We start from the raw sequence: 19,517 nt of genomic DNA, 5'->3' as shown, positions 1-19,517 counted from the left end.
GTTGAAAAGCGTCATGAGCGCAGGCAAGACAAGGCAAAATTTGGTGAAAAAGCGGAGTTTATGTGTGATAAATGAGCATTTTGAACCAAATTTTAACGCTGTATTGTCAAGCACAATAGTTTTTAAATACCCTGTTAATTCGTTGCCTACCGACACCTTGCCGTGACATGAGATCGACGATGGGATCGGTTTAAATCGTTTCTACCCGATTTTTGCCATTTTTCTTGGCTCGGTAAAGCGCGCGATCGGCTTTGCTGATAGCCTTTTCCAACTCTTCGGCGGGGCCGCACTGGACGAGTCCGATGCTGACGGTGAGAGACAGCAATTCCCCCTCGATGGGAAACCGCTGTCCTGAAATTTCTTCCAGAAGCCGGATGGCGGTATTCCTGCCATCCGTGATGGTGGTTTCCGGCAGCAGCATAAGGAACTCTTCTCCTCCCCAACGCGAGATCACATCCTGCTTGCGAAGCACCGCCTTCATGGTGCGGGACAATGCTTGAAGCGTCAGGTCTCCGGCATCGTGGCCATGGGAATCGTTGATCTGTTTAAAATCGTCGATGTCTGCCAGCATCAGGCAGAAGGATCGCCGGCTTCTGGCGGATCGGTTGATTTCGTAAAGGAGCTTTTCCTTCATGTCCCGCCGGTTGGACAATCCTGTGAGCTCATCCGTTCGTGCCGCACGGTCCAGCCGTTCGCTCAGCACCACCAGTTCCTTATGGGCGAGGCTGCGGCTGTATTCATATGTGAAAGCCATCAGGCAGACCATGGTCAGTGATCCAAGGAACCGTACCTTGAATATGGGCGGGTATTCAGCGATGCCGATGGACGTCCAAGGTCCATAGAATATGATCAGGATCATAGCCAGCATGACGGAGATGGTAAAAAAGCCTTTTCGAAGCCCTTGGAGATAGGATGCCAGCAGGGGAATAAAGTAGGCCCACAAAGGGCCGGAACTGTTTGCTCCGCCCAAGCATACCATGTAAAGGCAGAACAGGGCCATCATGGAGACGACCATGTCAAAATATCGCCTGTGGTTGCCGGTCGTTCGCAAATACAGATAGGCCAGTATTAAAAAGGCCGCGAAAAAAAACAGCGACAGGCTGTGGTACAGCCGTCCTTGCTTCAGGAAGTAGGCCGCAAAGAGGAAAAACTGGATGATGCCGGCAACGCTGTACAACACGGCCAGTTGAATATTGCGTTCGGTTATATTCCCCAAACGGTTGCGTTGACCTGCGGTTAAAAGGTTGTTAACGGTCTCTTTGAAATTAGGCACAGTAATCTTCAAGGTCTGTTTTGGCTCAATTCAGTAAGCCATTTGTCAATGCGTCGGCAACAGTTATGCTTGAACCTATATCGGCAGGTTGGAAGTCTACATAATTTTTAATTTCAATGGCCCAGGGAGGTGACGGCGTTCAGCGCCGCCCGCCAGCGGAACTCATATCCGTGCCTCCTCCACAGCATGGCAGGCGACAATGACCTTGTTTTCAACGATTCGCGCCTCAGGCACTTCGTCGACGCATCGCGGGTTGGCGTAAATGCAGCGGCCGTGAAAAACACATCCGCCGGGCAGGTTGATGGGGGTGGGTACCTCGCCCTTCAGTTTGACATGGCCGCTTTTCTTGCGACCCAGTTTGGGAATGGCGGAAAGCAGCGCCTGGGTGTACGGGTGGCGGGGGCTCTCGAAAAGGGACTTGGCCGGGGAGAGTTCGCACAGGGTACCTAAATACATGACCGCCACCCGGTTGCTGATGTGTTCCACTACCGACAGGTCGTGGGTGATGAACATATAGGTAAGACCCCGCTGCGCCTGGGCGTCCATGAGCAGGTTGAGGATCTGGGCCTGGATGGATACGTCCAGGGCAGACACGGGCTCGTCGGCCACGATGAATTCGGGATCCACCATCAGGGCCCGGGCGATGCTGATTCGCTGACGCTGTCCGCCGGAAAACTCGTGGGGGTATCTGGCAGCCCATTTGGGATCGACGCCGACTTGGGACATGACGGCCGCCACGCGGTCTTTCACCTGGTCCGCCGATATTGACGGGTTGTGGAAAACCACCGGCTCTTCCAGGGTCTGCATGACGGTTTTTCTCGGATTCAGGGAAGCGTAAGGATCCTGAAAAATCATCTGCATCTTGCGGCGGAAAGGCAGCATCTGCTGGGCGTTCTTGTTGTCGATGCGCTCTCCCCGATAGAGAATTTTGCCGCTGTTGGGCGGGTAGATGCCCAGGGTGGTGCGGGCCAGGGTGGATTTGCCGCAGCCGCTCTCGCCCACCACGCTGAAGGTCTCCCCGGGGGCGATGGTGAAGCTCACGTTGTTCACCGCCTTGACGGTGGTGCGCCGGTGGCGGAGTTTGCCCTTTTCCAACCGCAGGCGGTCCAGCAGGCCCCCGGAAATGTCGAAATGCTTGACCACCTGTTTCAGGGCCAGCAGGCCGTTTTCATCGGTTTTTATCTGGTTTGGTCGTTCGGTCGTCATCTTGTTCCCATGCTGGGCTCGGGTTTTACCATATGGCAGGCCACCATTCGGGTCAGGTGGTCTACAGGAATAAATGGCGGTTCCTGGTTCCGGCAGATGGTCTCGCAAAGGGGACAGCGCGGGTTGAAAGCGCATCCCGGCGGGATGTCGGTCAGTGTGGGCATCATCCCGGGGATCTGATTCAGGCGCGCGCCGGGCTGCAGGCTGCCGGGAAGGGCCTTGATCAAACCCTGCGTATAAGGATGCTTGGGATTGTTGACCACCCGTTCGGTGAGGCCCGACTCCACGATTTTTCCAGCGTACATGACAGCGATCTTTTCGGTCACCTGAGACACCACCCCCAGGTCGTGAGTGATGAGGATCAACCCCGTATCTTCCGACTCGCACAGCTGCTGTAAAAGATCCATGATTTCGGCCTGGATGGTCACGTCCAGGGCCGTAGTGGGTTCGTCGGCGATAATGATTTCCGGGTCGGTGATCAGGGCGATGGCGATGACGATGCGCTGGCGCATGCCGCCGGAAAATTCATGGGGGTACTGGGCCAGGCGTTTTTCCGGTGAGGGGATCTGCACCTTTTTCAGCTTTTCCAGGGCGATGGCTTCCGCCTCGGCCTGGGTGATCCTGCGGTGGGCCTGCAGGGTTTCAACCATCTGGGTGCCGATGGTCAGCACCGGGTTCAGGGTCATCATGGGATCCTGGAAGATCATGCTGATATGATTGCCACGAATCTCCCGCATCGCTTCTTCGGAGAGTGCCGCCAGATCCTGGCCGTTGAATATCACCCGTCCGCCGGAGATGAAACCCGGCTTGCTGATCAGGTTGATGATGGCGAACCCGGTGACCGATTTGCCGGCCCCGCTTTCGCCAACCAGTCCCATGCGTTCGCCCTTGTCCAGGTTGAAGCTGATGCCGTTGATGGCGGTCAGATCGCCCTGTCTCAGGCCGAATTTGACTTCGAGGTCGTTGACTTCCAGTAAGTGTGACATAAAACTATCCCTTATAAAGCTTGGGATTCAGTACATCCCTCAGCCAGTCTCCCAACAGATTGATCACCAGCACCAGCAGCACCAGAAATATTCCCGGAAACAGGGTGATCCACCAGGAACCGGAGAAGATGTATTCGAAACCGGATCGGATCAACGAGCCCAGAGAAGGCTTGGTTACCGGCATGCCCAGTCCCAAAAACGAGAGGGCTGCCTCGCTCATCACGGCGTTGGCCACCTGAATGGTGGAGATGACCAATACGGATGTCATGGTGTTGGGCAGCACGTGGCGAAACATGATCCGCCAGCGGTTCAGCCCGATCACCCTGGCCGCCTCTACGTATTCCTTGTTTTTTTCCCCCATGACCGCCGCCCGAACGGTCCTGGCATATACCGGCCATTCCGCCAGGCCGATGATGACGATCAGCAGGGGTACGGCCAGGTCCTCATAGCGGCCGATGCCGAAGGCCAGTTGAAAGATGGCGCTGATGAAAATGGCCACCATGAGGTAGGGAAAGGAGAGCTGGATGTCGGCGATGCGCATGAGCACGGCGTCGATCTTTCCTCCCAGGTAGCCGGCCAACAGGCCGACGACAACGCCGAGACACCCCTGCAGGATCACCGCCCCGCAGCCGATGAGGATCGACAGCCGCAAGCCGTAGATCATGGTGCTGAGCAGGTCGCGCCCCTGAATGTCGGTTCCCAGCAGGAAGGCCGCCTCACCGTTTTCGGTCCAGGACGGCGGCAGTTCCGAGTTCATGATGTCGATATTGGCCGGGTCATAGGGATCGTAGGGGGAGAACACCGGCGCCAGCAGGCCGGTGACCAGCAGGACCAGCAGGACCGCCAGACTGAAGATGGCGGTCTTGTCCTGTTTGAAACTGAAGAGCAGATAGGATGCCTTGAATCGGCGCCAGGTTCGTTTCATTTTCTTCCCGCAATCCGGATGGTGGGATTCACCAGCCCGTAAATGATATCCACCACGGTGTTGACCACCACGAAAAGGGCCCCCACCACCATCAGATAGGCCACCAGCAAAGAGATGTCCGAGCGTTCAACGGCTTCCAGAAACATGAACCCCATGCCCTGCCATTGAAAGACTGTTTCGGTGAGGATGGTAAAGGCGAACATGATGCCGATCTGTACGCCGAATACGGTGATCACCGGCAGCAGGGTGTTCTTGAAGGCGTGGATAAACCAGATGCGTTTGCGGTGCAGCCCCTTGGCCCAGGCGAACTTGATGTATTCGGTTTCCAGGACTTCCATCATTTCCGAGCGGATCAGACGGATGAACAGGGGCAGCATGATTGACGCCAGAGAAAAGCAGGGCAGAATCAGGTGCATGATGCCGTCCACGGTAAACAGGCCGCTGTCCCATCCGCCCAGGCTGACGGTTTCCCCGCGCCCGTATGAGGGCAGCCAGTTCAGTTCAACGGAGAAGATATAGATGAGGACGATGGCGGTGAGAAATACCGGCACCGACACCCCCAGGGTGGAAAACGCCATGGTGAACCGGGAAAAGGCGCTGCGCGGATAGATGGCGGAGAAAACACCGATGGGCAGGGAGATGAAGATGATAATCAGCGCCGCACCGAAAACCAGCTCGAGGGTGGCCGGCGCCTTGGCGGCAATGACCGCAAGGGCCGGCTTCTTATGGAAAAAAGACACCCCCAGATCCCCTTGGACGGCATTTTTGGCGAACCGGAGGTATTGGGTGACAAACGGATCGTTGAGTCCCAGCTTATCCCGCAGCAGCTCCCGCTCGGCCGGTGTGACCCGCTCACCCACCAGGTCCCGGATCGGGTCGCCGATCTTGTTTTTGATGGAAAACCCCACCAGGCTGATGATCAGCATGACAAAGATTGCCTGGGTTACACGTCTGACGACGAAGGCAAACATAAAAGACGTTCCCTTAAACTTGGAGTATACAGCGAAACGGCATCTTGCGGCCCAGGCCGGCGTTCTCGGGTTTTCGCAATCCTCAACGTAGTGCTACTACGCCTGCGGGTTCGAAAACCCTGCGGCCTTGGCCTGAACCACAATCTGCCATTTCTTATGTAGTTAAACATGAATGAGGGGACCGTGTTGAAAATTCTCCCTGCGTCCTCCCATTGCGGTTTTTCAGGTTGCCCCCATTTGGCTATTTAACCACGAGGTCCCCGAAATAGGGAAAATTCATGGTGTTGATGATCGGGGCCACGTTAACGTTTTTCTTGGCGCCGTAGGAGTGGTTCTGCCAATGGAACGGGACGAAGGCCGCATCGTCGTAGAGGATCTGCTCGATCTTCTGCAGCATGGCACTGCGTTTGGCCAGATCGGTCTCACTCTGGGCGGCCAGGGTCAACCGGTCCACTTCCGGGTTGCAGTAGTTGCCGCTGTTGTACTGGCCGTAGCCGGTCTCCTTGTTGGGGCACATGACCAGAAATTCGGAAAAATTGCCTGAATCCTCGGTATCCGAATGCCAGCCGATCAACTGCATGTCGGCCACCTGCGCGTCGAACTCATCCCAGTACTGGGCTTTGGGCATGGTCTTCAAATTGACTTTGATGTTGATCTTGGCCAGCATGCCCACCACGGCTTCGGCGATTTTCTCATCGTTGACATAGCGGTTGTTGGGGGCGATCATGGTGCATTCAAAGCCGCTGGCAAACCCGGCTTCCGCCATCAGGGCCTTGGCCTTTTTCAGGTCGTAGCGGGGCACGCAGTTGGCGTTGTAACCGGCATAGCCCTTGGGGCTCTGTTGACCGGCGGGAGTGGCGGTGCCCTTCATGATCTTTTCGACGATACCTTCGTTGTTGATGGCGTAAACGATGGCCTGGCGAACCTTCTGGACCCTGAACTCAGGGCGGCGCTTCTGGTTGAGCTGCACGGTGATGATGCGGCCGCCGGGATAGGTGAACAGGTTTACCTTGGGGTCTTTTTCGATTCGTTTGAAATCCTGGGGGGGCACCGGGGAGATGAAGTCCACGTCACCGGAGAGCAGGGCGGCTACGCGGGTGGCGTCTTCCTTGATGGGGGTCAGGACAATCTGCCCCACGTTGCCCGGCGAGGCGGTGTCCCAGTAGTCGGCAAACCGATCCATGACCATTTTTACTCCCTGCTCCCGTTCGGCGATCTTATAGGGGCCGGTGCCGGATTCGTGGGTCAGGGCAAAGGAGGGGCCGATCTTGACGATGGCGTCCTTGGGCTGCCCGCTCTCATCCGTGCCGGTATAGAAGGCGCTGTCCATGGGGAAGATGTAGGTGCACATCCTCAGCAGCAGGGCATAGGGCTTCTTGGTTTTGATGTCGATGGTGTAGTCGTCGACGATGGCCGCTTCGGTAAACAGTTCGAAAAGGCCCTTGAAGTCGACGCTCTTCTTCAACCGCTCCAGCGTGAACTTGACATCTTTGGCCGAAAAGGGGTTGCCGCTGTGAAACTTGACCCCTTCACGCAGAAAAAAGCGCATGGTCAGGTCGTCGATGCGCTCCCAGCGGGTGGCCAGGCGCGGTTCGATGGACATGTCCTGGGCATAGCGGACCAGCGGGTCGAACACCCAGTGGGAATACTGCAGCATGCCACCGGAAAGCTGCACGTGGGGGTCGAGAGATACCGGGTCGGCGTCCAGTCCTACCTTCAATGTGGCGGCACCGGCAAGGGTGCCGAAGCTGAAAAGCACGGCAAGGGTCAGGGTTACTGCAAGACATTTTTTCATTTAACTCCTCCTCTTGGTTGTAGTGATCGTGGCAGCCCCGCATCCGTCGATGCACCCGGCTGGCCGTTTTCATGAAAAACACCCTTTGGTTGTCAAGCCGATTGCGATTTATCCATCAGATGGAACCATGCCGGTGAACAACCCCGAGGATTGCCGTTCCTGCCAGGTCCGGCCGGTTCATGAACAATTCAAACGTCTCATCACATCCGTACGGAGCGAACAGCTGCCGGAAATAGCGGATCAGGCTGTCCGGGTAATTTTTTTCCAGTCGTGGATCGACGGCGCTGCGGCACTGCCGGGTTTCTTTTCTGAAGAGTTCAATCATCGACGGTGAATCCGAGGTAAACCCCTGCAGGTTGCCCTGCTCGGGGGTTGTGCTATAGTCATGGCTCTTTTTGCCAAAGAAAAACACTTTCGGATCGTCGCGGTCATCGCCCTGGATCATGTAATCGAACCAGGGGCAGCGTTCCATGATCCAGGTGCGGTGCTGCTCCGGATTGGCCCGGATGGCAGCGGCGGCATTGGCGAAAAAGCGCAGCACCAGGTCGGGTTGATTTCCCTGATCCGCCTCCATGACCTTTTTAACATATTCTTCCAGGCAATGCCGACAGATAAAGGTCTCGAACCGGGTCCCTTCGTCACAGCTCTTTCGAAAAATCGCTTTGCGTTCCTTGAACAAGGCGCTGGTAAATGCATGGTAGAAGCTTTTGTCAGGCATATCATTCCTGTTCGCGTCGGGCGTTTGCCCTAAATAGAGCTCATCGGGCATGAACAGGACCGAGGGCGCTTTTTTCACCAGGATCTTGGTGCCGCCCATCCGCTCCATGGGAGACAGCAGCAGCTTGACATGGATGTCGTCGTAGAGCGAAAGGGTATTCCCCTGAATTTTGCGTTTCCGGTTATTTTCCAGGATTTCCGGAATGTCCGGCTCGTCCAGTGCCTGGTAGTCATATCCGGCCAGGACCGAGTTGATTTCATCGATGGAATAGTTCAGGGCCAGCATGACAGAGGCGATTTTATCCTTGCCCGGCCGGTTGATGTTGTCTTTGACCAGTTTGGTCAGGTAGGTATGTGAAATGCCGGAGGTCTTGCTGATGGTATTCAGCTTCAGGCCGCTGTTTTCAATGATTCCACGGATGATGTTTTCAAAAATGCGCATGGCTGATGTGGGGGAAAATTAGGTTGCCGCGAGCCAACAAAGATGGAACGGATATAGCGAAGTTGCATTAAAGATGCAATATTTTTTTAATTAGAGTTGGAATGAAAATGAAACAAAATTAGGAAGGATAGCATTTTTTACTTTTTTCATTAAAATTGATGAAAAAATTAAAGTTTGGGCCGGAAGGTGCTGATAATCATTTTACAGCGGCACATCGGGGGATTGCCGCTGTAGAGCGTTACCTCCTCTTCTTTCATCCAACTCCTTCTGCCTGCGGGGCGGTCTTCTGACCGCCCCGCTCCTTATTGAGTCGCCGGTTACAGGTCTCCTTTTATCCTAACCAGGGTGTAGAGCAGTTCGAGGGGTTTTCCCGGCCGGCCGGGTTTTTTGTCGATAATCACCTTCCAGGAAGAATGCTCTTCCAATTTCCACATCATCTCGTGAATCTTTGCCAGAATCCCCTCGGCATCGCCACCGACGGTGTTGATGGTTTCGGATTCCTGGAAGGAGACATTGTCGTTTTCATTCATGCCCGGGCCAAGCCCCACCAGAACGGACCCCTCTCCGATATCCACCAGGGCGCGGTTGATCGCCGCCGACAACCTGGGGGCGGCGGGTGAGAGTTCCATGTGAATCAGCTTTGATAGTTCATACGGGGTCATCTTTTGTCACACTCCTGTGGGTTATAGGATGGCCAGCAGGCCGTAAATGTTTTCCTTGCGGGAATAAAAATCGGACATGATCCGGTTTGCCTTCTCTTCCGACAGGACGAGTTGTTGGCAAATCCGATCATAGTGGGCGTAGTGGCCGCAGAACAGGTCACCATTAATGCCGGACATCGAACACAGGCAGTCGGCCAGGTAGACGATTGCAGTCTGTTTCGGAATGTCGGTTACCTCGTCTGTCAGATGGTGGTTTTGAATGGTGCCGGCCAGTGTTTCGCTGAAATTCCACTTTTCGGCGATCCGCCCGCCGAGACGGGCATGATCGATGCCCAGTACCTTTCGTTCGGCCGCCACCAGACTCAGGCTGTCGATCTCCATGGCCTTGCGAATCGTTTCCATGGCGTCATTCATGTAACGGTCCAGAACGATGACGCCGATATCCTTGAGCAGGGCGGCTGTGAAAACGGTGTGCTTTCCCGGGGCCTCGATGGTTTCAGCGATGTCGTTGGCCATGAGCGCGCAGGAGACGGATTGCTTCCACAGCTGTCCCTCCTCGAGGCCGTATCCCTGGTGGGCGGATTTCAGCGGTTTGGTTACGCTGTTGAGCAGCACGATTTCGACCACCCGTTTCAATCCCAGAAGAACCACGGCATCATGCACCGAGTCTACTTTCTTCTTGAACCCGAAGGCCGCTGAATTGGCCAGTTTGAGCAGGTTTGCGGTCACCACGGGTTCGTAAAGGATCAGCTCCGTAATCTCGGAGACCGGCACCTCGGGGTCGTCCACCAGATCCATGAGTTGATGAATCACCTGGGGTACGGGTTCGATCCGTTCGCTTTCCTTCAATAACCGATCCAATGACAGCATGGCCCGTTCTCCTTTCCTTTTCCCTCTACCTTTTTTCGATCATGAGTTCAAGCTAATGGTCCATCTATCCCCACCCTTCAGGAAAACCGCGGACTTCAACCCTTTCCATGATGTAAAAAGAGCTGACAGGGTTCATGACATTCAGCATTTCATTCTTCTCTTTGAAGGTAAAAATAAACAAAGATAACGGAAGTATAGCTTTATACACACCATTGGCACAGCCATTGCTGATTCAATCTGAAAAAAATGGAATGATTGGCGCAATGGGTGTTTTTGTCTGAAAACAGAAAGGAGATCACCATGGCCGGAAAAGGATTAAGTGGAGAATATGTGCCGGGAAAATATGCCAAGCGAAAACCCGGCGCCGAGGAACGGGTGGGTCATTATGTGCGCATATGGGAAAGCCGGAAGCTGGCCCAGGCAGAGGCGGAGAGTACGGCCGCTGTGCCTGCCGAGCTGGGGCCCTGCATTACCTTTTCCAGGAAAATCGGCGTCGGTGCCCTGGAGATTGCAGACATGGTGGCCCTGAAACTGGGATACACGGTGGCGGACCGGGAATTGATCGAGCAGATCGCCAACCAGTCCAATATCAGTGAAAAGGCCGTCACCTATTTCGACGAGCGATTCCCTGGCTATGTCAACCGGACCTTTAAATATCTTTTCGGTGAAAAGGCGTTTATCGACAGCGACTATTCAAGGCACCTGATCAGCGCCGTTTTTGCCATTGCCGGCTTGGAGCCGACGGTATTCGTCGGCCGGGGAGCCCATCTGATCCTTCCCCGTGAACGGGTGCTGGCCGTTCGCTGCATCGGCTCCGATGATTACCGGGCCAAACGGATTGCCGATATCATGCGGATCAGCAAGGCCGACGCCAAGAAGAAACTGTCGAGCATCGACAAGGAGCAGGCGGTGTTTTTCAAGAAAGTTTTCGGTAAAAAAACGGCGACCCCCTATGAGTTCGATATGGTGATGAACCTGGATCATTTTGCCAATCCCGGGGATGTGGCCGACATCGTTACCCTGGCGTTTAATAAAAAATTCAAGACTGCCGGTTGATCATCGCCCGCCAGCAGACCGGACAACCAACCATGACGGCAGCCATCACCGATGAAGCCATACGGCAGCGCGTGGGGGACTGGTTCCCGAGCCTTGCCGACCGTCGCCGGTATCGATGCCATACCGATGCCACGGATTTTTATCGGGTGGACTATGGGGATGCGCTGGTCCTGGCCGGCCATCCATACCTGATCTTGAACAATGCCAAGGAAGGGCGTTTCGGACTGGACGACCAGGAAAAGTTCTGGGTGAAGCGCGCCGTGGACCTGGAGAGCGGCCAGCGGAAAATCATCAAACTGGTTTTTTTCGAAAAATTCACCGCCCACATCGGCGACATTGCCTTCGATTGCTTTCGGAGCCCCCGCAAGGAGGCACGCATTCTGGAACGGGTGGCGAACCATCCGCATTTCATGCACGGGTTCGCCACCTCCGACACGCAAGGAAACATCATCCGGGTATTGGATTTCATTTACGGAAAATCACTCTACGACACTATCGAGGAACTGTCCTGCAGCCATGAACGTTATTTCTTTGATGATTTTCCGGGAATTCTCGACCACTTCAAAACCTGCATCGAGGCCATCGGCTATCTCCACCGCCAGGGGGAGAAACACGGGGACATCCGGCGGGATCATATCATCATCGATCGGGAGAGCGGCAACTACCGTTGGATCGATTTCGATTTCAATTATCGACACCGTGAGAACATATACGGCTATGACCTTTTCGGCATCGGCAACATCCTGATCTATCTGACCGGCAAGGGCGATCTGCTCGTGCCGGATCTTTTTCAACAAAAGCATCCGTCCTTCGGCATGCTCAGGCCGCAGGACCGCAACATTGTTTTCAATCACCGGTTGGCCAACCTGAAGAAAGTATATCCCTATATTCCGGAATCGCTCAATCGCATTCTGCTGCATTTTTCGGTGGGCGCCAACTGGTTTTACGAGCATGTGGACCAACTTCTGGAAGACATGACCCAGGTTGCCCTCTGACCGTTTCAGCCGCCATGCTGCCCGGTCTTGCCTGGGCGCATGACGTTTTTTATCACCCGGGTTAAGCCATGTGCAGGAATGCCCAATGAACCGTTTAAAAAACAATCATATCGTCATTGCTGTGGACGGATCGGAAAATTCAAGGCGCGCGGTAGCTTATGTGGGGGAGCTGCTGGGCGGCCTGAAGGGTTTCATGGTGACGCTGCTGCACGTGATTCACGCACCGGAAGAGGATTTTTTTTCATCGCCCCTTGAACGTGAACGGTGGATTAAATCCGGCCGGAAAAAGGTGGAAAGATGGATCACCGAATACCGGGACATGCTGGTTGCCGTCGGCGTCGACGCCGGGGATGTGTCCATCCGCGCCATAGAACGGGACGGCCCTTCGCTGGCCCAACTGATCCTTGCTGAAATGCAATTTCTGGAAGCCGGCACTATCGTGCTGGGCCGGCAGGGATTGTCCCCTAAAGAGGAGTTTCTTTTTGGTTCCGTATCCAAACAGATTGTCAGCCATGCCCGCAACTGCACCGTCTGGGTGGTTCAATAGCACCATATCCCGCCGCTTGTTTACCGGCTTCGTTCATGATAATCTCAGCCCAACCCTATTGCATTCCAGCACGTATTTTTTATTGGGCCGGGAAACGATGAAAATCCAGCTTGATCTCAAGCGCCATTGCATCGAAACGGAAATGAAGCGTCGCACGAATGCCGCTATTTCAGCCTATTTTAAGGCGGGTTCGGAGAAGATCGACCTGGAAAATGAAATTACGCTGCTTCAGCAGGCGCTTCGAGCTTTTGATTTCCTGGAACTGAGAAACCGATGGCCGGTCCTTGCCGGCGGCAGTGGAACCCGTATTTTACTTTTTCTGGATGCCGCCGGCCAACCCAATCTCCGTTTTGAAAGCACCTGCATCACCCCGCCCGCAAACCAGAAAGAATAATTGGGCCAACACCCACAAACGGCTGCGTTCCCGCAGCGGCCCTGCGGGCAGAACATCGGGCCGATCGATAGGCAAGTGGGGCCAACCGATCGGGCAAAAATTGCCGGCGTATCGGAACAGATGGACTATATAAAAAGAATACCTATATTATTTCGGTTCGTTATTATAACAATCCATGTGTGTACGGATGTTGCATGGATGGTTATGATCTTAAATGCTAATAGTCTGAAAGCCAGAACATGGCAGAATCCGCTGCGCTGGTGCCCGTACCTTTTTACGCCCCGGTTCGGACCGGTACCAGCCCGTTTTTCACATTCGGCGAAACCTCCAGATACCCGGTGTTCATCGAGCGGCAGGCGCGGACGGTTGCGCCCGAATCGGACGATGGCCTGACCTACAGCGGGGGCGGTCGTTTTGTCGCCGATGCACGGATCGGCACGCGGGTGAACATCTATGTCTGACAGAATCGTTCCACAAGACGAAAATACCGGGGGATGCGTCTCGCAGGCTATCCCGATCACGGTTTTGTCTGGCGTTTGCTGTTGACAACGAGGCCGACCATGGTTCTATTTATTTGAAAAAACAGTGCTTTTTCCAAAATCAACTTTCCGGAGGAAGGCATATGGAAAGAAGAAAAAACCAAGACCGTCGGCAGGTTCACGTGTTCGTCGCTGACGACCGAAGAGACGGGCCCTACGAAAGAAGGGACGACGACGCCAGGCGCTGGGAAAGAGAGCAGGAACGGGCAAAAATAGAAAGAATCCGCGCCTTCAAGGAGAAAAATAAAGCGTCTACGTCAGCCTTGCCGAGGATAACGACAAAGCGATTGGTATACATTGGCCTGGCCCTGCTGATCCTGGTTGTCGCCATCATGCTGCTCCTGTAACTTTTCTCTCCTTCCGTTTTCCGGTGATCTATATCAGCGCACTGTTTTCGTATCCGTGGCGGCATAATATCCGGAGCGGATTGGATCCCATCGTGACTGGAAGCCGCTCCTACACTGGGGTTCCGGGAAGGCAGGAACCGGTTTCCAACGGCGATAAAATGATGGCGGTGAGTGTGGGCTTCGATCCATCGATAATTGTGCCAAGATGGCGCTCCAACGCAGGAACGGCAGATCGTAGGAGCGGCTTCCAGCCGCGATGATTTTATGGGAAGGGTTTTTGCAGGCGGTGAAAAAAGCCCCGGCAGTCATAAGGTCTGCCGGGGCTTTTGCATTCATCTGTCATCCCGTCGAGATCGGCATTCCGGGAAATACGGATGCCGGATGGTATCCGGTATGACAGGATCGACTAGAACTCTACGGTCAGGCAGCCGTAGAAGGTGGTGTTGTCTTTGATATCAGCCGTCGGATCGCCTTTCTTCCAGTAATCGCCGGCGGCCAGGTGGGCGATGACGCCGTTGAAGGTCAGGTTGTCCATGATGTCCCAGTCGACGGTAAAATCGTATTCCTGGCCGTGGTCGTCATCCCACTGCGGCCCGGTGCCGGAATCCGGATTGACCAGGGGGGCGTCGTCGGCCTTGGATTTAACATACAGCACGCCCAGGGTGAGGTTCTCCAATACTGCGTATTTGCCTCCCAGCCAGAACATCTGGTAGCCTGCCGTGCCGGTGAGGGTGGTCGGTCCGCCGGCCAGGTTGCCCAGCGGGATGCCGTCGGCATCGGTGCCGCCCAGGCTGGTTTCGAGGCCGGAGGTGTCGGAGGTGAGCAGGAAGCCGTGCTCGAGATCCAGCGACGGTTCCAGGTAGCCGATGGCGTTGGTCTCGTCGTCCGTGTAGTTGCTGTCGCCCTGGACGTAGGTATAGCCGCCGTTGAGGGTGAAGCCGGCGATGTCATATTTCAGGTCGATGGTGGCGGCCAGGCCCGTGGCGTTCATATCGTTGAAGGTCTGTCCGGTTACCGGGTCGGTCCGGGTTTCGTCCAGGTCGATCGTGCCCTTGCCCCAAAGCAGTTCCGTTTCGATGCTGAGGCCGCCGAAGGTGCCCATGAAATAGGGGTCGAAGACCCACAGGTTCAGTTCGGAGCGGGTGGGGCCGTTGGAAATCAGGGCGCCGGCGTAAGTGGCCTGGGCCTGAGCAGCATCGGCAGCCATGCTGTAGGCATACAGGTCTTCAATGGGAATAGCTCCTCCGGTAAGGCCGGAGATCTGAGAGCCCGGTGTGTTTAGATCCCATTCTGTGACGGTATCGTATCCGGCGGCATTGGCTGCAGCGGTAAGGCCGACTGCCGTATAGGTGCCATTCGCATCAAGGGCGAGGGATGCATTATAGTTACCGCCAAAGGTTGCTGACGCCAAATTGTATGCATCAACCGAAGATTGATAACTCGTATACCCCCGCTGAAACGCCCGCAGATCTCCCTGGGTTACGAAGTTTTTGTGCTGGTAGTTGGCGATCAGCAGGCCGGTGGACCAGTTTTCCTGCTTGTAGGCGCTGAACCCGTAATATTTGTAGAAGTCGGCATCGGAGACTTCGTTGCCCAGGTCGTATTCGTTGTTCTCCTGGGCCACCAGGCCGGAAATGAAGTTGCCCACGGGCACCACCCACATGATGCGATCCTTGTGCAGGCTGTTGCTGCCGTGGCTGGCGGTGCTGTCGCCCAGGGCCGTGCCCCAGGGGGTATCGATGTAGCGGCCGATGATGAAGCCGCCGATGCCGGTCTTGATGGTCATGTAGGCGGCTTTCCAGTCGAAGTTCTCGGAATTGTCCATTTTCGGCGCTAGCGGATTGTCGCTTTCAAACTGGCCGCTGGCATCGGTGCCCGCCACATGCCCCTGCAGGGCGGTGAACTGGGTGGTCAGGGTGATGTTGTCGTTGATCTTGAACACCGGCTTGGCCATGAACTCCATGTCGGAGTAGTCGTCGGTGGCGTCGCTGTCTTGCAGGGTAAAGTTGGAATTGTTGTAATGTTCGACATAATAGTGGCCCGACACCTCCACCTCCAGGGCCATTGCCGGGGCAGCGATCATCAGCGCTGCGCAAACGGCGATCAATAACCTAACTTTTTTCATCTGGCTCCTCCTTGGTTAAAAACAGGGTAATAGGTCGAGTGCTGGTTTAACTCACCGGAATGCTTTCGATCACCTCCTTTTCGTTGATGCGTGGATGCAGTTGTCCAGGCTGCACCGACAATCCAGCATGTGGCTGACAAACGTCAGATGTCCGAAATGATAAGTTTTTTATAAAGGGAACGGATCGTGGTTGGTGATCCGGTAGCATCGACTAAAAATAACAAATGACAACCACCAAATCTCAAATAAATTCCAAATCACAAATCCGAAATATCAAACCGCATTAACCATTCATTGCAGATTATTGTGGCCCTGCCAGATCGTTTGGAATTTGGTTTTTGGATATTGGAATTTTTTCGCTTTGTCGGTCCCCACTACTTGCCCGACAACCCGCCAATCTGTTCGACTACAATGTTACTGGACTTGCTCTGGGTCAGTCCGGTGCTGGTCACCATGGCATAGACTGCTTCCAGGCGGCCGTCGCCGTTCAGGTCGGCCAGGGCGAAATCGCTGATATAGCCGCTGATCTCCTCGCCGGTCCAGACCTCCTTCATATTGACCTTGTTCCAGCGCAGGGCGATCATCCGGCCGCGGGTGTACTTGCGAAAGCGCTCCACCAAGCCCCTGGCGGCATCCCGGTTGTGGACCGTGACCACCTCGACCTTGCCGTCGCCGTCCAGATCGGCGACGATCAGGCGCTGGGCCAGATAGGTCTTGTCTTTGGTGCGGACATCGGCGGACGATACGGCTTCGAGAAAGAGCGGGCTGCCGCCTATGGTCTCTTGGCTGGCCCACTGGGGGCTGCCGGCCGGGTCGTAGATGCGCAGGTCGTCGTCGGCGGAATAGGCGATGGCCCGGATCTTCCCGTCGTTGAAGATGTCCCCCCGGGCAAACCGGTAGAGGTTCATGTCTTCGGGCAGCGGAAACCGGCGGCCGGCCTGGTAATCCTTGCCGGTCCAGGTCAGTTCGAACACGCCGGGCAGGAAATGGGTGTAGGCGTATAGGCCGCCGGTGTCGTTGGCCGACGGGGTGCCCCGCCGCTGACCCATCAGGATGCGGCCGTTTTCGGGATCGTCGGCGACCCGGAAGTACCAACTCTGGTCGGAGGCGATGGGATGCAAGCCGGAACCGGTATATTCCAGCACGACCGAGTCCAGTTTACTGTTAGCGTCCAGTCGGGTGACGAAAATTTCGGCGGCTCCATTGCCGTTGATATCTCCGGCGTCTATCGAGAGGATGGTGTGGCGGTTGCCGGCATCGAAGGCGGCAATGCGGTCCAGGCTCTCGCCATCCCGACGCTCCACCACAATTTTGTTCTCGTGGGCAAAAACGATGTCCGGGCTGCCGTCGCCGTCCACATCGCCGGTGGTCAGGGCGCTGATGGTACCTTTGAACGGGTTGCTGGTCCACAGGCCTTCAACCGGTTTTGCCGCTGATGCGACGGCTGCCGCCGTTGCGGCCACAACGGGTGCAGCGGCCGGCAGCGGTGCTGCCGGTGCCTGGGGCGCTGCCGCCACGGCAGGCGGACGGGGCGGTACCGGTTGAACCGGGGCGGCCGTCTGGGGGATCGTCACGGCCGGTGTGGCCGCCGTGGGGGCGGCCATCCGAGGTGCGGCGGCGGACAGGGATGCGATGTACTGGCTCACCTGCATGGCAAACTGGTTGACGTGCATGAGCACGTCGCCGCTGCTCTGGCCGAACTGGCTGAACTGCAGGGCCGTATCCCCGGAATCCACTGCCGTCAGGGCGGCATCGGTGCTGGCACTGTTGCCGAAAACGGTCAGGCTGCCGGTGACCACATAGTCGGCGTTCAGATCGCGGCCCATCTGGACGGGATCTTTTCCCGGGGCCGGCAGGCCTTCGCGAATCACTTGGGCCGACTGGCTGATGCGCGAGGCCATCATGTCCATGATGCCCTGGTTGAGAAACGACAGGTCTTTTTCCGAATGAATCGTCAGGGGCAGGATCAGGACGCGTTTGGTGGCTTCGTCTGCCAGTGCGGGTGAAATGGAAAGGGCCAAAAGGATAGTCAAAAGGCAGAAAATTACGATCGGCCGTCGTGGATAGCGCTTCAAATCGAGGAGTCTCCTTTTCCTATTTCAGGCGTGTGAACCTTGTTAACATGAACCCTGGAAAAATAAAAGTGCAATTTGTTTCTGAACGGCACTTCAATTATCGCGGCTGGAAGCCGCTCCACCGGTTTGCGGAAAATATCTACGCTATACCCGGCTGCCGCTCCATTTCAGTTTGGCTTTGAGCACATCGAAGTAGTTCTGATCGGGAAGCGTGATCATCTGAACCGGGCTGGGACTTTTGCCGATGATGACGGTGTCCCGCCCGTCGATTTTCAGTCCCACCTGGCCGTCGCAGGTCAGCATGATGTCCGAGGTGTCTTCGGCCAGCTGGATTTTTATGGTGGCGGCGTCCGGGACCATCAGCGGCCGGTTGGTCAGGGTGAAGGGGCAGATGGGGGTGATGAGTATGCCGGGCACCGACGGGTGGATGATGGGGCCGCCGGCGGCTAGGGAATAGGCCGTTGACCCGGTGGGTGTGGCCACGATGAGCCCGTCGGCACGGTAATCGGTGAGGAACTGGCCGTCGATATGCGTACGAATCCGGGCCAGTCGGGCCAGCGCCCCCTTGTTGATCACCACGTCATTGAAGGCCGACTCCCGGGCGATCTCCTCGCCTTTGCGGAGCACCTGAATCTGCAGCCGCATTTGCGGTCGGGTGGTGAATTGATCTTTCAGGATCGCCTCGGCCACCTCACACAGACGGTCCTCCGTGGTTTCCGCCAGGAATCCGACTTCACCAAATTTTACGCCGATAATGGGGGTCTGCTGGTCTCCAATCCAGCGAACGGCGCTTAAAAATGTGCCGTCGCCGCCCAAAACGAAAATGCAGAAAAGGGATTTGGGCGACCGTTTCCGCGATCCTTCCGATCGTTTTTCCGCGGGAAACCCGATTTGACGGCGAGTAACGGAGAGTCCTTTTTTGACCAGCCAGTGTTCGAACCGGTCAGCCTGCTGCCGGGCATTATCGTCATCTTTAACAACCAGACCGATGTGTTTTTTCATAATGAAGCTTTCAAGATGGCAATCATGATTTCCGTTTACATTTCGTCATGGTGCGTTGGGGGCATGATTTTAAAGATGAACGTCCAACATCGAACATCGAATGAAGAAATACAAAATATCCTAATAGCTATCTGCTATTTCTTATTTCTGCCGTTTTGATACTGGCAACGAAAATTCTGATCGATGTTGGGCGTTCGATGTTCCTTTTTTACAGCGACAGCGCCATTTTCTACCCTAATACATGGCTTTGGCCGGCAGGGCAAGTTTTTGTGGAGGACCACGGACAATGCGTCCGTCTTGTGCGGAATGCAGTTGACATCAATTGCTCCGGGTCATATATATTCCTTGTTGCTTCATAAATAAATGAATTCGCTTCATTCGTATCCGGACAGGCCTTCCTGCCATTTGGCAAGTTACCCTTAACAAGATTCGAACAACATGAATTATAGTGAAATCAAACTGAACCCACTCCTTGGTAAGCACCGCAACCGGCAGCCTTTTGACTTGACTGGCCGTCGATGACTCGATAATAAAGTCGTTTTCATTTGGATGGGATCATTCACCAAAACCTATTGAGAAGGAGAGGCAAG

Annotated in this window: 19 protein-coding genes; 7 read left to right on the top strand and 12 right to left on the bottom strand. The window is 55.4% G+C overall.

What is annotated here, in order from left to right:
- Positions 1-190: 190 nt before the first annotated feature.
- From ACHZBS_RS07435 to ACHZBS_RS07395, 9 genes are all read right to left on the bottom strand, one after another.
- Positions 191-1,216 carry a diguanylate cyclase gene (locus ACHZBS_RS07435; protein ID WP_319405868.1) on the bottom strand — a complete coding sequence of 342 codons (1,026 nt, stop codon included), beginning with the start codon at positions 1,214-1,216 and terminating at the stop codon, positions 191-193.
- A gap of 219 nt (positions 1,217-1,435) precedes the next feature.
- Positions 1,436-2,479 carry an oligopeptide/dipeptide ABC transporter ATP-binding protein gene (locus ACHZBS_RS07430; RefSeq protein ID WP_319405867.1) on the bottom strand — a complete coding sequence of 348 codons (1,044 nt, stop codon included), beginning with the start codon at positions 2,477-2,479 and terminating at the stop codon, positions 1,436-1,438.
- Complete coding sequence (locus tag ACHZBS_RS07425) at positions 2,476-3,465, bottom strand: ABC transporter ATP-binding protein (RefSeq protein WP_319405866.1); 990 nt, start codon at positions 3,463-3,465, stop codon at positions 2,476-2,478. Before ACHZBS_RS07425 ends, ACHZBS_RS07430 begins: the two co-directional genes overlap by 4 nt.
- A gap of 4 nt (positions 3,466-3,469) precedes the next feature.
- On the bottom strand, positions 3,470-4,390 hold the full coding sequence (locus tag ACHZBS_RS07420; protein WP_319405865.1) for an ABC transporter permease: 921 nt from the start codon (positions 4,388-4,390) through the stop codon (positions 3,470-3,472).
- A complete protein-coding gene (locus ACHZBS_RS07415) occupies positions 4,387-5,361 on the bottom strand; it encodes an ABC transporter permease (protein WP_319405864.1) in 975 nt (324 codons plus the stop codon). Before ACHZBS_RS07415 ends, ACHZBS_RS07420 begins: the two co-directional genes overlap by 4 nt.
- A 241-nt stretch (positions 5,362-5,602) precedes the next feature.
- A complete protein-coding gene (locus tag ACHZBS_RS07410; protein WP_319405863.1) occupies positions 5,603-7,156 on the bottom strand; it encodes an ABC transporter substrate-binding protein in 1,554 nt (517 codons plus the stop codon).
- Between the two features lie 115 nt (positions 7,157-7,271).
- On the bottom strand, positions 7,272-8,315 hold the full coding sequence (locus ACHZBS_RS07405; protein ID WP_319405862.1) for a hypothetical protein: 1,044 nt from the start codon (positions 8,313-8,315) through the stop codon (positions 7,272-7,274).
- A 317-nt stretch (positions 8,316-8,632) separates the two neighbouring features.
- Positions 8,633-8,977 (bottom strand): hypothetical protein, encoded by a 345-nt coding sequence (locus ACHZBS_RS07400; protein WP_319405861.1) that lies wholly within the window; start codon positions 8,975-8,977, stop codon positions 8,633-8,635.
- A 21-nt stretch (positions 8,978-8,998) separates the two neighbouring features.
- A complete protein-coding gene (locus tag ACHZBS_RS07395) occupies positions 8,999-9,847 on the bottom strand; it encodes an HDOD domain-containing protein (RefSeq protein ID WP_319405860.1) in 849 nt (282 codons plus the stop codon).
- Between the two features lie 134 nt (positions 9,848-9,981).
- On the opposite strand from ACHZBS_RS07395, the gene ACHZBS_RS07390 reads away from it, so the two are divergent.
- From ACHZBS_RS07390 to ACHZBS_RS07360, 7 genes are all read left to right on the top strand, one after another.
- Entirely contained in the window at positions 9,982-10,128 is a 147-nt protein-coding gene (locus ACHZBS_RS07390) for a hypothetical protein (RefSeq protein WP_319405859.1), read from the top strand.
- 19 nt (positions 10,129-10,147) lie between these two features.
- The gene (locus ACHZBS_RS07385) at positions 10,148-10,903 is read left to right on the top strand and encodes a cytidylate kinase-like family protein (protein ID WP_319405858.1); all 756 of its coding nucleotides are present in this window, start codon (positions 10,148-10,150) and stop codon (positions 10,901-10,903) included.
- 32 nt (positions 10,904-10,935) lie between these two features.
- Entirely contained in the window at positions 10,936-11,898 is a 963-nt protein-coding gene (locus ACHZBS_RS07380; RefSeq protein WP_319405857.1) for a serine/threonine protein kinase, read from the top strand.
- 85 nt (positions 11,899-11,983) lie between these two features.
- Positions 11,984-12,445, top strand: a complete 462-nt coding sequence (locus ACHZBS_RS07375; protein WP_319405856.1) for a universal stress protein — start codon at positions 11,984-11,986, stop codon at positions 12,443-12,445.
- Between the two features lie 97 nt (positions 12,446-12,542).
- Complete coding sequence (locus ACHZBS_RS07370; RefSeq protein ID WP_319405855.1) at positions 12,543-12,839, top strand: hypothetical protein; 297 nt, start codon at positions 12,543-12,545, stop codon at positions 12,837-12,839.
- Between the two features lie 239 nt (positions 12,840-13,078).
- Positions 13,079-13,300, top strand: coding sequence for a hypothetical protein (locus ACHZBS_RS07365; RefSeq protein ID WP_319405854.1), 222 nt, complete (start codon positions 13,079-13,081; stop codon positions 13,298-13,300).
- Positions 13,301-13,461: 161 nt separating this feature from the next.
- Positions 13,462-13,725, top strand: coding sequence for a hypothetical protein (locus tag ACHZBS_RS07360; protein ID WP_319405853.1), 264 nt, complete (start codon positions 13,462-13,464; stop codon positions 13,723-13,725).
- Between the two features lie 406 nt (positions 13,726-14,131).
- On the opposite strand, the gene ACHZBS_RS07355 is transcribed toward ACHZBS_RS07360, so the two are convergent.
- From ACHZBS_RS07355 to ACHZBS_RS07345, 3 genes are all read right to left on the bottom strand, one after another.
- On the bottom strand, positions 14,132-15,850 hold the full coding sequence (locus ACHZBS_RS07355; protein ID WP_319405852.1) for a hypothetical protein: 1,719 nt from the start codon (positions 15,848-15,850) through the stop codon (positions 14,132-14,134).
- 374 nt (positions 15,851-16,224) lie between these two features.
- The gene (locus tag ACHZBS_RS07350; RefSeq protein WP_319405851.1) at positions 16,225-17,925 is read right to left on the bottom strand and encodes a VCBS repeat-containing protein; all 1,701 of its coding nucleotides are present in this window, start codon (positions 17,923-17,925) and stop codon (positions 16,225-16,227) included.
- Between the two features lie 144 nt (positions 17,926-18,069).
- Complete coding sequence (locus tag ACHZBS_RS07345; protein ID WP_319405850.1) at positions 18,070-18,927, bottom strand: NAD(+)/NADH kinase; 858 nt, start codon at positions 18,925-18,927, stop codon at positions 18,070-18,072.
- Positions 18,928-19,517 lie beyond the last annotated feature (590 nt).

This window comes from uncultured Desulfosarcina sp. (assembly GCF_963664155.2).
In the GTDB taxonomy this organism is placed as follows: Bacteria; Desulfobacterota; Desulfobacteria; order Desulfobacterales; family Desulfosarcinaceae; genus Desulfosarcina.
Note: the sequence above shows the minus strand (reverse complement) of the source record. Positions and strands in the feature narration are given on the sequence as shown.